This window comes from Burkholderia sp. E168m15 (genome assembly GCF_016586105.1).
GTDB classification, from domain to species: Bacteria; Pseudomonadota; Gammaproteobacteria; order Burkholderiales; family Burkholderiaceae; genus Burkholderia; species Burkholderia orbicola.
The window spans coordinates 71784-84907 of the sequence record NZ_BCPO01000068.1 but is presented as its reverse complement, the minus strand read 5'-3'; the positions used below and the strand labels follow the sequence as shown (position 1 = coordinate 84907).

14 protein-coding genes are annotated in these 13124 nt (G+C 65.3%); 2 read left to right on the top strand and 12 right to left on the bottom strand.

The window, feature by feature from the left end:
- Positions 1 to 179: 179 nt before the first annotated feature.
- From hemP to JMF86_RS10935, 3 genes are all read right to left on the bottom strand, one after another.
- On the bottom strand, positions 180 to 425 hold the full coding sequence (gene hemP, locus JMF86_RS10945) for a hemin uptake protein HemP (RefSeq protein ID WP_011549397.1): 246 nt from the start codon (positions 423 to 425) through the stop codon (positions 180 to 182).
- Positions 426 to 564: 139 nt separating this feature from the next.
- Entirely contained in the window at positions 565 to 1047 is a 483-nt protein-coding gene (locus tag JMF86_RS10940) for an SRPBCC family protein (RefSeq protein ID WP_054928000.1), read from the bottom strand.
- A 97-nt stretch (positions 1048 to 1144) separates the two neighbouring features.
- Positions 1145 to 2017, bottom strand: a complete 873-nt coding sequence (locus JMF86_RS10935; protein ID WP_054927999.1) for a pirin family protein — start codon at positions 2015 to 2017, stop codon at positions 1145 to 1147.
- A gap of 121 nt (positions 2018 to 2138) precedes the next feature.
- On the opposite strand from JMF86_RS10935, the gene JMF86_RS10930 reads away from it, so the two are divergent.
- Complete coding sequence (locus tag JMF86_RS10930) at positions 2139 to 3113, top strand: LysR family transcriptional regulator (RefSeq protein WP_011549399.1); 975 nt, start codon at positions 2139 to 2141, stop codon at positions 3111 to 3113.
- 384 nt (positions 3114 to 3497) lie between these two features.
- On the opposite strand, the gene JMF86_RS10925 is transcribed toward JMF86_RS10930, so the two are convergent.
- From JMF86_RS10925 to JMF86_RS10885, 9 genes are all read right to left on the bottom strand, one after another.
- Complete coding sequence (locus tag JMF86_RS10925; protein WP_006478310.1) at positions 3498 to 3926, bottom strand: biopolymer transporter ExbD; 429 nt, start codon at positions 3924 to 3926, stop codon at positions 3498 to 3500.
- A 13-nt stretch (positions 3927 to 3939) separates the two neighbouring features.
- On the bottom strand, positions 3940 to 4674 hold the full coding sequence (locus tag JMF86_RS10920) for a MotA/TolQ/ExbB proton channel family protein (protein ID WP_006483875.1): 735 nt from the start codon (positions 4672 to 4674) through the stop codon (positions 3940 to 3942).
- 34 nt (positions 4675 to 4708) lie between these two features.
- Positions 4709 to 5440 carry an energy transducer TonB gene (locus JMF86_RS10915; RefSeq protein ID WP_006478312.1) on the bottom strand — a complete coding sequence of 244 codons (732 nt, stop codon included), beginning with the start codon at positions 5438 to 5440 and terminating at the stop codon, positions 4709 to 4711.
- A 218-nt stretch (positions 5441 to 5658) separates the two neighbouring features.
- Entirely contained in the window at positions 5659 to 5895 is a 237-nt protein-coding gene (locus tag JMF86_RS10910; protein WP_006482749.1) for a bacterioferritin-associated ferredoxin, read from the bottom strand.
- Between the two features lie 151 nt (positions 5896 to 6046).
- Positions 6047 to 6904, bottom strand: a complete 858-nt coding sequence (murI, locus tag JMF86_RS10905) for a glutamate racemase (protein ID WP_012328879.1) — start codon at positions 6902 to 6904, stop codon at positions 6047 to 6049.
- 34 nt (positions 6905 to 6938) lie between these two features.
- The gene (gene bfr, locus JMF86_RS10900; RefSeq protein ID WP_006478315.1) at positions 6939 to 7415 is read right to left on the bottom strand and encodes a bacterioferritin; all 477 of its coding nucleotides are present in this window, start codon (positions 7413 to 7415) and stop codon (positions 6939 to 6941) included.
- 193 nt (positions 7416 to 7608) lie between these two features.
- A complete protein-coding gene (locus JMF86_RS10895) occupies positions 7609 to 9132 on the bottom strand; it encodes a fumarate hydratase (RefSeq protein ID WP_006478316.1) in 1524 nt (507 codons plus the stop codon).
- Between the two features lie 44 nt (positions 9133 to 9176).
- On the bottom strand, positions 9177 to 9761 hold the full coding sequence (locus JMF86_RS10890; protein ID WP_011549403.1) for a TIGR00645 family protein: 585 nt from the start codon (positions 9759 to 9761) through the stop codon (positions 9177 to 9179).
- A gap of 112 nt (positions 9762 to 9873) precedes the next feature.
- On the bottom strand, positions 9874 to 10782 hold the full coding sequence (locus JMF86_RS10885) for a DMT family transporter (RefSeq protein WP_054927998.1): 909 nt from the start codon (positions 10780 to 10782) through the stop codon (positions 9874 to 9876).
- 319 nt (positions 10783 to 11101) lie between these two features.
- On the opposite strand from JMF86_RS10885, the gene acs reads away from it, so the two are divergent.
- A complete protein-coding gene (gene acs / locus JMF86_RS10880) occupies positions 11102 to 13084 on the top strand; it encodes an acetate--CoA ligase (protein WP_125380594.1) in 1983 nt (660 codons plus the stop codon).
- Positions 13085 to 13124 lie beyond the last annotated feature (40 nt).

Genomic DNA, 13124 nt, shown 5'->3' with positions numbered 1-13124 from the left:
ACACGTCCTTCGACGTGTCGCTTTTTTCTTCCTTGTGCGAGAACCAAAAAAGTGGCTTGGCTTGCTGCAACGGCTGCTTGAGTGTGTTTGCACGAAGGGGTCTAGATCTCGCGTGCAAGCCGTTACGCTGGCTACTGCCCAACACCTCTCAGGGAGGTGGTCCCCACAATACTCGGTCGTTACTTCGTCAGGATCAGTTTGCCGAGCCGCGTGGCCCGCAACTGGTAAGTCTCTCCGTTATGCGCGATGCTGATGTGGCTATGGCCTTGCAGCAGCGTATCGCTGTTGACGACCCGCGTGCCTGCATCGCGGTTGCCGGCGGGTTTCGCCGGCGTGGTGACCGCTGCCGTCTTCTGACGGCTGCTGGCTGCGGTGCTGGTGGTGCGGCGCAGGGTCAGCGTGGTCGGGCGCATGGTGTCGGTCATTCGGTTTGATCGGTGACTGTCGATACGATGGAATGAATTCTAAATGATAACTATTCCCATTTACAAAAACTCTTTATCGATCGATAAGTCTGGTCTGATAGTTTGAATCAAAGCGGCGGCCCGCAGGCCGCCGCCGGGTTCAGTGCAGCGGATCGGGGTCCTTGCGACCTTGCGCGTACTCGCGGATCAGGCGAACGGTGTCGATATCCGACGTGCGGTACGCCTCCTTGACGATCCCGTGCGTCTGTCGCGCTTCTTCGCTGTCGTCCGTGACCGTCAGCGTCGTGCGGTACTTGAAACGCAGGAACAGTTGGCGGTCGTCGCGCTCCTCGATCGTCATCGTCAGCGAGCCGCCGATCTCGCCATCGGCCGCGCGGATGTCGTAGCGGACCTGCTGGTTCGGCGTGAACGTCACGTGGTCGCGCACGGTCGCGTGGCCGTAATGGAGTTCGCGTTCGAGCGTCGTGTCCGTCCGTTCGTGGATGACGCAGCTGTCGAGGCCGATCACGAACAGTTGCGGCTGTTCGGCACGCAATACGAGGCCTTCCCAGAGCTGGTCGCGGGTGAGGCTCGGCACGCCCGGTTCGTCGGAGTTGATCTGGATCAGGTGTTCGAAGTTCAAGGGGCGGGTTCCTTCTGGTGGCGGCTGGCCACATGGTTCAAGAACTTATTGTGACGCAAAACCATCGGCTTCGCGGCCCCTGTGACCCCGATCCGATTTACGCTTCGATGCGACCCATGCGACCGGTCTGGTAGTCGACGACGGCCTGCCGGATCTCTTCTTCGGTATTCATCACGAACGGGCCGTAGCGGACGATCGGCTCGTTGAGCGGCACGCCGCCGATCAGCAGCAGGTCGAGCGACGTGTCGCCGGCAGCGAACGTGACGGTGTCGCCATCGTCTCCGTAGACGATCATGTGCCGTGCGTCGACCGCCTGCCTGTCAGGCCCGTAGAGGCCCGTTCCGTCGATCGGATAGGCAAACACGCGATAACCGGCCGGCACGGGCTGTGTGACCGTTGCACCCGGCTCCAGCGTGAAGTGCTGGTAGAGAATCGGTGTGTGCGTTTCGATCGCGGCCTGTACGCCGAATGCTTCGCCGGCGATGACGCGCACGCGCGCGCGGCCGTCCGGCGACGTCGCAGTCGGAATGCGGTCGGCCGGGATCTCCTGGTAGCGCGGTGCGATCATCTTGTCGCGGCGCGGCAGGTTGACCCACAGCTGGAAGCCGTGGGAACGCCCGCCTGCCTCGGCGAATGCCGGATCAGGCATCTCGCTGTGCACGACGCCGGCGCCGGCCGTCATCCACTGCACGTCGCCGGGGCCGAGCGTGCCGGCATGGCCGGACGAGTCGCGATGGCGGAAGCGCCCGTCGAGCGCGTACGTCACGGTCTCGAAGCCGCGATGCGGATGGTCGGGCGCGCCCACGGCTTCGCCGGGGGCGTAGTCGACGGGGCCCATTTCATCGAGCAGCAGGAACGGATCGAAGTCCATCAGCAGCCGCGTCGGGAACGGACGGTGAACCACGAAACCGCCGCCTTCGGTGGTGCGAAGCGCGGGGTAGGTACGATCAAGCGAGCGAGCGGTCGTCATGGGAAGCCCTCGAAATCATCGGAATAGCGTTATTTTTGAAACATAGCGCTATTATATTGGGCGTTTTCCCGTCCGATTTGCGGCCGTTCGCAATGGATTGTTCTGAAATTGGAACGATGAGATGAATATCGATGCACATAACCTGAACGACCTGATGTACTTCTCGCAGGTCGTCGAACATGGCGGCTTCTCGGCCGCCGAGCGCGTGCTGGGCATCTCGAAATCGCGTCTGTCGCGACGCCTGACCGAGCTCGAGGCGGCGCTCGGCGTGCGCCTGCTGCAGCGTTCGACGCGCAAGCTCGCGCTGACCGAGGCAGGGGAGTTGTTCTACCAGCATTGCCAGGCGATGCTCGCCGAAGCGCAGGCCGCGATGAACGCGGTGCAGCAGTTGCGCGCGTCGCCACGCGGCTCGGTGCGCGTCAGCGTGCCGGTGACGCTGTCGCAGACGATGCTGTCGCGCATCCTGCCCGAATTCCTGCGCCGCTATCCCGAGGTGAAGGTGCATGTCCGCGTGACGAATCGCGTGATCGACCTGTTCGAGGATTCGATCGACGTCGCGTTGCGCGTGCGCTCCGAGCCGCCGCAGAACGCCAACATCGTCGTGCGGCCGCTGTGGCGCACCGAGCAGATGCTGGTGGGCGCGCCGAGCCTGCTGAGCCAGAATGCGCCGCCGCTGGCGCCGGACGACCTGACCGGCTTCGAGACGCTCGATACGCCGAGCGTCGACGGCCGGCACGTATTCAACCTGATCGCGCCGGATGGAACGCGCCACGTGCACGAGCATGATCCGCGGCTCGTGACGGCCGACCTGATGACGATCCGCGAGGCCGTGCTCGATGGCCTCGGCATCGCCGCGCTGCCGGAGATGATGTACGGCAACGCGCTGCGCGCGGGGCAACTGTCGCCCGTGATGCCGGGCTGGACGCTGCCGGTGCCGCAGCTGTACGCGGTGTTCGTGTCGCGGCAGGGGATGCCGCCCGCGGTCCGTGCGTTCGTCGATTACCTGGTCGAGAAGCTCGACCATGGCGCGTACAAGGAGCCGGGTTGCCCCGAGCGCGCGAAGCAGGAAGCGGTGGCCGATGTTTCGGCGACCTGAACACGGCGTGCACGACGACGCAAATTTGTTTTGTCATTGAAGCGTCGTCTGCAATCGCAAGTTTCAATCGCCGGAACCTTGAATGCGTGCGCGGGCGGGCCTATATTGAAATCCCATTTCGTGAAGGAAGTTCTGAGCGAAATCAGGTGGCCGCATATATTGTGAGCCAGATAGGGCAGAACGCGCAGTCCGTGCAGACCACGGCAGAGTCGCATTTGCGTTGCTCGAGGCGTAACCGATACCGCCAAAGAGCCCGCCGCCCGAAGGCGCCCGCGTGCGCATGAAAAAAGGCCTTCATCTGGCGATGAAGGCCTTTTACTTTGTGCACGGCCGGTTAGGTGCGGCCGGCTAGGTGCGCAGTTGCGACTGCGAGACGTATGCGCGTTACTTCGCTTTTGCACCCGGCTCCGTCACGAAGCCGAGCTTCGTCAGCCCGCCTGCCTGCGCATCCGACATCACTTCCGCGACGTGCTCGTACGCAACCTTGCGATCCGCGCGCAGATGCAGCTCCGGCTGCGGCGTGCGTTTCGCGGCTTCCGCGATGCGCGCCTGCAACTGTTCGCGCGTGACCGTGTGGTCGTCCCACAGGATCGTGCCGTCGCCCTGGATCGCGACGTCGACGGTCTGCGGCTTTTCGTCGACGGGCTGGCTGCTGGCGTGCGGCAGGTCGATCTTCACCGCATGCTGCATCGCCGGGATCGTCACGAGAAAAATGATCAGGAGTACGAGCATGACGTCGACGAGCGGCGTCATGTTGATCTCGCTCATCACGGCATCGTCGTCATCGTCGCTGAAACCGGTGTTCATGGCCATGGTTCACCTCGTCTCAGCTGGCGGCGCGCGATGCGAGACGCAGACCGTCGCGCGTCGACGACGACGCGAGGCTCGCACCCGTCACGAAGTACGCGTGCAGACCGTGCGCGAAGCGGCGGAGCTTGCTGACGACGCCCTTGTTCGCGCGGGTCAGCGCGTTGTAGCCGAGCACCGCGGGAATCGCGACGAACAGGCCGAAGGCCGTCATGATCAGCGATTCGCCGACCGGGCCCGCGACCTGGTCGATCGACGTCTGGCCGGTGGCACCGATCGCGAGCAGCGCGTGGTAGATGCCCCAGACCGTGCCGAACAGGCCGACGAACGGCGCCGTGCTGCCGACCGATGCGAGGATCGCGAGGCCGCTCTGCATACGCGAGATGCCTTCGTCCATCGTGTCCTTCAGGCAGCGCGTGACCCAGTCCGACACGTCCATGCGGTCGTGCAGGTGCGGTTGCGTCTGATGGTGGTGGTCGGCGGCTTCCTTGCCCGACAGCGCGAGCGCGAGGAACGGATTGTCGTTCGGCGTCGATGCGGCGAGGCCGAGCTTCTTGATGCCGTCGTCGAAATTGTCGGAATGCCAGAATGCCTGTTCGGCGTTCTTCGTGAGGCGGTTCAGGCGAATCACGTTCCAGCCCTTGATGACGATCACGATCCACGACAGGACCGACATCACGAGCAGCGTGATCGCAATGGCGCGCGTGACGAAATCACCTTGCGCCCAGACGTGCGCGATACCGTAGCTTTGCATTTTTGTTTCCTTTGAATCTTCCGGATGAGGCAGGTTAGTCGGTGAGCCCGAAGCTGTAGGGCTGTGTGCGGGCGGCGCGGATCGCCTGGCCGTTCTCGACGTACGGACGGCAGGTGGTCGAGCGCATCGCGTCGAGTGCGGCATCGTCGAGGCGCGGATAGCCGCTGCTCTTCTGCAGATCGATGCTTTCGATCTTGCCGGTCACGCCGACGACGAAGTGAACATAGGCGGTACCCGATTCGCCGCGGCGGCGCGACATCGACGGATAGTCGGGCTTCACGAAGTTGCATTGGAGCGTCGGCACGTTCTTCGGCGCGCTGACCTGCATCGTTTCGCGCGCCGGGCCCGGCGTGGCGGCCGGTGCCGCGGGAGCGGGCGCGGCGGGAGCAGGCGTTGGGTCGGCGGCAGGCGCGGGTGTGGGCGACGGGGCCGGCGAGGGCGCAACCGGCTGCGGGGTCGGCTTCGCCGCCTTCTGCACCGGCTTCGGCTCGACCTTGGGCTTCACGCGAGGCACGGGCTTCGGCGGCGCGGGCTGCGGGATCGACTCGGCCGCGACCTGCTGCGCGATCGGCGCCGGCGTGATGAGCTGTGCGGTGATCGTCTGGACCTCGACCGATTTCGGCGGCGGCGCGTTGCGATGGAGCCACGCGGCCGTCAGCATGATCGCGTGTGCGGCAAGCACACCGACCGCGACGACGATCACTCGGGGATTCATACGTGGTGCAGCCGGCATGGCGCCGGCAGGAGCGAGATGCGAAGCCTGCATGTTAGCTTGAAAGAACGACGTCGCACCCGGGGCGCGGCGGGTGAATCGGCATCACTTGCGGAAGATCAGCAGCGAGATGCAAACGGTGGTTACGAATCCGATCAGCAATTCCATCACAGGCTCCTTGACAGGTAAGCCGTTGGCTCGCGCGGACGGTGGCTTGCTGACGGTCAAAACAAAAAATGCGGCCTGGGCCGCATGCGCACGCTCGGCGCCGCTCAGGCCGCCTTGCGGTCGTAGAACGTGACCGGGATCGGATGAGCATGATGCTCGACACCGCACCGGCTCGCGCAGACGCCTTGTTCGGCCATGAGGTCGCGTACGGACTCCTCGCACTTGCCGCAGCACGTGGCCACGCCGAGCTCGAACTGGAGTTCATCGAAAGAGTTCACGCCCTCGGCGAGGGACGCGCGAATCTTGCGATCGGAAACAGACTTGCACACGCAGACGATCATGATGAGTTGCGATAGCTAACGTTAATGCGAATTATTATCATTAATTTTGCGGACGTTGACAAGCCTGGGTCGGGCTTTTTTTAAGGTCATCAGACCCTTGAAACGGCGGGAGCGGGGAAGCTGGGGTGGGGAGCCGGCGCGCCGGCCCGTGTCAGGCAGTCGCGCAGGCGCGCGCGTTCGGCGAGGAAATGGTGACGGATTCGACCGGGGCGTCGAGGCCGAGCAGCGTGGACGCGAGCGCGTGCAGTTGCAGGCCGTCGCTCGTCGAGCAGAAGCGCGGCGGCGCGGCATGCGTGCCGGCCGGCGCGCGCAGCCCGCGTTCGTCGAGCACCCGCGCGAGCTGGCGGGCGATGGCATCGCTCGTGTCGACGATCGTCAGGCGCTCGCCAACAAGGTCACGAATCGTTTCTGTGAAGAACGGGTAATGCGTGCAGCCGAGTACCAGCGTATCGGCACCGTCGTCGAGCATCGGCTGGATGTAACGTTCGAGCAACGCGCGCAACGCGGGCGAGTTCGTGTCGCCGCGTTCGATCGCTTCGACGAGCCCGTGGCCGGGTTGGCAGATGAAGCGGCGGCCGGCGCCGTAGCGGTCGAGCAGCGCCTGGAAGCGCGGGCTGTTCAACGTCGATTGCGTGGCGAGGACGCCCGCGACGCCGGTCGCGGACAGTGCGGCGGCCGGCTTGATGCCCGGCTCGACGCCGACGAGCGGGATCGACAGGCGTTCGCGGATGGCCGCGATCGCCCGTGCCGTTGCCGTGTTGCACGCGATGACGAGCGCTTTCGCGCCTTCGCGGGCGAGCCACTCGCCGATGGCCAGCGTGCGTTCCGTGATGAAGGCCTCGTCGCGTGGGCCATATGGCGCGTGGTGCGAGTCGGCGACGTAGACGAACGATTCGTCCGGCAGGTGCGCGCGTGCGGCGCGCAGCACCGACAGGCCGCCGAGCCCCGAGTCGAAGATGCCGACAGGGGCGGCGGCGCGCGGCGCGGTAGCGTGGGACGGGTTCGTCATCGTCAGGCGGGCGGCGGGCTGGCGGGCAGGGCGATTACTCGGCCGAACCCATCATCGTCTGCTGATAGTTCTGCAGACCGACCTTGCCGATCAGGTCGATCTGCGTTTCGAGCCAGTCGATGTGCTCTTCGGTGTCGTCGAGGATCTTCTCGAAGATCTCGCGCGACACGTAGTCGCGCACCGATTCGCAGTAGGCGATCGCTTCCTTGCAGGTGGACTGCGAGATCTGCTCGAGCTTCAGGTCGCACTTCAGGATCTCTTCGGTTTCCTCGCCGACGAGCAGCTTGTGCAGGTCCTGCAGGTTCGGCAGGCCGTCGAGCATGAACACGCGCTCGATCAGCCAGTCGGCGTGCTTCATTTCGCCGATCGACTCGTCGTATTCGTGCTTGCCGAGCTTGTCGAGGCCCCAGTGCTTGTACATGCGCGCATGCAGGAAGTACTGGTTGATCGCCGTGAGTTCATTCTTCAGTTGGGCGTTCAGATATTCGATGACTTTCTTGTCGCCTTGCATGGCTGTTCCTTGTTCAGTGGGGCTTCAGAAACCGAACGATAATCGCTCGAACGAGAAAAGCCAAGCCTCGAAGCCTTGTCGGGCCTGCCTTTTGCGTGTAATGAGAATCAGCCTTGAATAACCGGCCGCGCACAATAATGAGAATGAGAAGTAAAAAGGCCGGACTCCTGTCCGGCCTTTCGTTCGATCGCGTTTAAGCGGTGGCGACCGGGATCTTGCCGATCTTCGCCTGCCATTCCTTCGGACCCGTCTGGTGCACCGACGTGCCCGACGAATCGACGGCGACCGTCACCGGCATGTCCTGCACGTCGAACTCGTAGATCGCTTCCATGCCGAGGTCTTCGAACGCGAGCACCTTCGCGCCGCGGATCGCCTTCGATACGAGGTAGGCCGCGCCGCCGACCGCCATCAGGTAGGCCGCCTTGTGCTTCTTGATCGCGTCGATCGCGACTGGGCCGCGTTCGGCCTTGCCGACCATCGAGATCAGACCCGTCTGAGCGAGCATCGTCTCGGTGAACTTGTCCATGCGCGTGGCCGTCGTCGGGCCGGCCGGGCCGACCACTTCGTCGCGCACCGGATCGACCGGGCCGACGTAGTAGATCACGCGGTTCGTGAAATCGACCGGCAGCTTCTCGCCCTTCGCGAGCATGTCGGCGATGCGCTTGTGCGCGGCGTCGCGGCCGGTGAGCATCTTGCCCGACAGCAGCAGCGTCTGGCCCGGCGTCCAGCTTGCGACTTCTTCCGGCGTCAGCGTGTTCAGGTCCACGCGCTTGCTGGTTTCCGTGTTCGGTTCCCACTGCACCTTCGGCCAGGCGTCGAGCGACGGCGCTTCCAGCTTGGCCGGGCCCGACCCGTCGAGCACGAAGTGCGCGTGGCGCGTGGCCGCGCAGTTCGGGATCAGCGCGACCGGCTTCGACGCCGCGTGCGTCGGCGCCGCCATGATCTTCACGTCCAGCACGGTCGCGAGGCCGCCGAGGCCCTGCGCGCCGATGCCGAGCGCGTTGACCTTCTCGTGCAGTTCCACGCGCAGTTCCTCGACCCAGTCCTTCGGGCCGCGCGCGATGATTTCCTGGATGTCGATCGGCTCCATCAGCGATTCCTTCGCCATCAGCATCGCCTTCTCGGCGGTGCCGCCGATGCCGATCCCGAGCATGCCCGGCGGGCACCAGCCGGCGCCCATCGTCGGGACCGTCTTCAGCACCCAGTCGACGATCGAATCGGACGGGTTCAGCATCACGAACTTCGACTTGTTCTCCGAGCCGCCGCCCTTCGCCGCGACCTGCACGTCGACCTTGTCGCCCGGCACGATCTCGTAGTGGATCACGGCCGGCGTGTTGTCCTTCGTGTTCTTGCGGGCGCCTTCCGGCGGATTGACGATCGACGCGCGCAGCACGTTGTCCGGGTGCGTGTAACCGCGGCGCACGCCTTCGTTGATCATGTCGGTGAGGCCCATCGTCGCGCCGTCCCAGCGCACGTCCATGCCGACCTTCACGAAGATCGTCACGATGCCGGTGTCCTGGCAGATCGGGCGCTTGCCTTCCGCGCACATGCGGCTGTTCGTGAGGATCTGCGCGATCGCGTCCTTCGCCGCCGGGCTCTCTTCCAGCTCGTACGCGCGGCCAAGGGCCTGGATGTAGTCGAGCGGGTGGTAGTAGCTGATGTACTGCAGCGAATCCGCGATGCTCTGGATCAGGTCTTCCTGTTTGATGACGGTCATGGCTGAGACTCTGTGGGGACAGTGGGGAAGGGTTTGCCGACGGTTCAGGCCGCCGGTCGGGACGCCGCGGGCGCGTGCGCCTCGTGGAAATGGGCCGGGTGCGTGTGCGTCGTCAGGCGATCGACCCACGCCATCACGAGCGCCGACACGAGGAACGACACGTGGATGATTACCTGCCACATGATCGCGTGCGTCGTGTGCTGGTCGGGGTTGATGAAGGTCTTCAGCAGGTGGATCGACGAAATGCTGATCAGCGCCATCGACAGCTTGACCTTCAGCACGCCCGCGTTCACGTGGTCGAGCCACTCGGGCTCGTCGGGGTGGCCCTCGATGCCGAGCCGCGACACGAACGTTTCATACCCGCCGACGATCACCATGATCAGCAGGTTCGAGATCATCACCACGTCGATCAGGCCGAGCACCGCGAGCATCACGCTGATTTCGTCGAGGCCGGTCGCATGCGACAGCAGGTGCCAGACTTCCTTCAGGAACAGGAACACGTAGACGCCCTGCGCGACGATCAGGCCGAGGTAAAGCGGGACCTGGAGCCAGCGGCTCATGAAAATCAGCGCGGGAAGGGGGCGAAGCGGGCGGCGGCCGGGATGGCCGGACGAATGCGGGGCGGACATGTCGGGGTACGGGCGCGGTGCGCAGGTATCGGGGGTAATCTTGAAAAGGCGCGCTATTGTAACGCGTCGGCCGGCGCCGCTGCAGCGACGCGCCGGCACTGCCGGGGACGGATCAGGAAGCGGCCGCCGGCACGCGTTTCACGCGCAGGCTCGCGAGCACGATGCCGGTGACGACACACGCGAGCGCGATGCCGTGCGCGAGCGTCGGGCGCTCGCCGAGGAACGCGATGCCGTACGCGGCCGCGGCGATCGGCAGTACCGCGCTGAACACGCCGGCGAGGCTGCCTGGTACGTGCCGGATGCCCTTCATCCACAGCCAGAACGAGAAGATGCTGGCCGACAGCCCGTACCAGACGACGAGCGCCCAGGTGCCGGCCGGCACGCTCGTGTAATCGAAGCGCCACAGCGCGGTTGCGCCGAGCGGCAGCATCAGGAACAGGCCGAACAGGTGGGTGTACGCGCAGATGTCGATCGGCGCGAGCGTTTGCGTGAGCCGGCGCGACAGGATCACGTAGATCGATTCGCAGCACACCGCGCCGAGGATCAGCAGGTTGCCCGCCAGCGAGCCGGACGCGTCACCCTGCGCGCCGTGGTCGGCCGCGCCGCCGTTGGCGAGGTTGATCGTCACGACGCCGACGATCGCGAGCGCGATCGACACGAGTGCACGGCCGTTCGGTTTTTCACGCAGGATCAGCCACGCGAACAGCGCGACGATCGCCGGGATCGTGCTCGTGATGACGCCCGCGGCCACCGCGCTCGTGCGCTGCACGCCGTTGAGCATCAGCAGCGTGAACATGAAGGTGCCGAAGAACGCCTGCAGGAACAGGTTCAGCCATTCGCCGCGCTTGACCGCGCGCATCTTCACGGGGCTGAACAGCGGCCACAGCACGGCGATCGCGATCACGAAGCGCAGCGTGGCGAGGATGGCGACGGGAACGAATACAACGATGGATTTACCGATACCGACATTGCTGCCGACGAACAGCATCGACAGGATGAGGAAGAGGGCGTAGCGATTCAAGCTGGAGTCCGGAAGGCGAGTTCAGTTAGGATTGTAGGGTCGCGGTTGTAACAGCGTAAAGCCGCCCTCGATGCGCGCCGCCCGGCGCACGACACGGCCATGCCGCGTAAGTGACGGGTAAGTTGGAGCGCTTATCGTGGAAACTGCCGGGCTGCGAGTCACGTTCGCGTGATGTGGTGCGGTGCAGCATCGTGCGCAGGCCTTCGCGGTCGCGTGCAGGTGGTGGGAGACAGCGGCGCGCAGGCGCCGGCCAGGACGACGCGCGGCGCGCACGATCGCGCCGCCATGCAGAGGATTCATGTTCACCAAGGGGTAGTCGATGTCTGCGATTGAATCGGTTCTTCACGAAACCCGTCAGTTCGCGCCGCCCGCGGCGCTCGAGAAGACGGCGACCATTTCCGGCATGCCGGCCTACCGCGCGCTCGTCGCCGAGGCCGAGCAGGATTACGAAGGCTTCTGGGCGCGTCTCGCGCGCGAAGGCCTCACGTGGCACAAGCCGTTCACCAAGGTGCTCGACGAGCGCAACGCGCCGTTCTACACATGGTTCGACGACGGCGAGCTGAACGCGTCGTACAACTGCCTCGACCGCCACGTCGAAGCCGGCAACGGCGAGCGCGTCGCGGTGATCTTCGAGGCCGACGACGGCACCGTCACCCGCGTCACCTATGCGGACCTGCTCGCGCGCGTGTCGCGCTTCGCCAATGCGCTGAAGAAACGCGGGATCGGCAAGGGTGACCGCGTCGTCATCTACATTCCGATGTCGATCGAAGGCATCGTCGCGATGCAGGCCTGCGCGCGCATCGGCGCGACGCACTCGGTCGTGTTCGGCGGCTTCTCCGCGAAATCGCTGAACGAGCGGCTTGTCGACGTCGGCGCGGTCGCGCTGATCACCGCCGACGAACAGGCGCGTGGCGGCAAGACGCTGCCGCTCAAGAGCATCGCCGACGAGGCGATCGCGCTGGGCGGCTGCGAAGCGGTGAAGAGCGTGATCGTCTATCGACGCACCGGCGGCCAGATCGACTGGCATGCGGAGCGCGACCTGTGGATGCACGAGTTGGTGGATGGCGAATCCGACCGCTGCGAGCCGACCTGGGTCGGCGCCGAGCATCCGCTGTTCATCCTGTATACGTCGGGCTCGACCGGCAAGCCGAAGGGCGTGCAGCACAGCACGGGCGGCTACCTGCTGTGGGCCGCGCAGACGATGAAGTGGACCTTCGACTGGAAACCCGACGACGTGTTCTGGTGCACGGCCGACATCGGCTGGGTCACGGGCCACACGTACATCACCTACGGCCCGCTCGCGTGCGGCGGCACGCAGGTCGTGTTCGAAGGCGTGCCGACGTATCCGGACGCCGGCCGCTTCTGGAAGATGATCGGCGATCACAAGGTCACCGTGTTCTATACCGCGCCGACCGCGATCCGTTCGCTGATCAAGGCCGCCGAAGCCGACGACAAGGTCCATCCGAAAAGCTATGACCTGTCGAGCCTGCGCATCATCGGCACGGTCGGCGAGCCGATCAACCCGGAAGCGTGGATGTGGTACCACAAGCACGTCGGCCACGAGCGCTGCCCGATCGTCGACACGTGGTGGCAGACCGAAACCGGCGGCCACATGATCACGCCGCTGCCGGGCGCGACGCCGACCGTGCCGGGCTCGTGCACGCTGCCGCTGCCGGGCATCACGGCCGCGGTGGTCGACGAGACGGGTCAGGACGTGCCGAACGGGCAAGGCGGCATTCTGGTCGTCAAGCGCCCGTGGCCGGCGATGATCCGCACGATCTGGGGCGACCCGGAGCGCTTCAAGAAGAGTTACTACCCGGAAGAACTCGGCGGCACGCTCTATCTGGCCGGCGACGGCACCGTGCGCGACAAGGAGACCGGCTACTTCACGATCATGGGCCGGATCGACGACGTGCTGAACGTGTCGGGCCACCGGCTGGGCACGATGGAGATCGAGTCGGCGCTGGTGTCGCATGAGCTGGTGGCCGAGGCGGCGGTGGTCGGCCGTCCGGACGACACGACCGGTGAAGCGGTGGTCGCATTCGTCGTGCTGAAGCGCTCGCGCCCGGAAGGCGACGAAGCGGCGGCGCTCGCGAAGACGCTGCGCGACTGGGTGGGCAAGCAGATCGGGCCGATCGCGAAGCCGAAGGACATCCGCTTCGGCGACAACCTGCCGAAGACGCGCTCGGGCAAGATCATGCGGCGCCTGCTGCGCTCGCTCGCGAAGGGCGAGGCGATCACGCAGGATACGTCCACGCTCGAGAATCCGGCCATCCTCGAGCAGCTCACCGAAGTGCGCTGAGCGCCTGCCGGTTGCGCATCTCGCGCACGAGCCCCTGCGC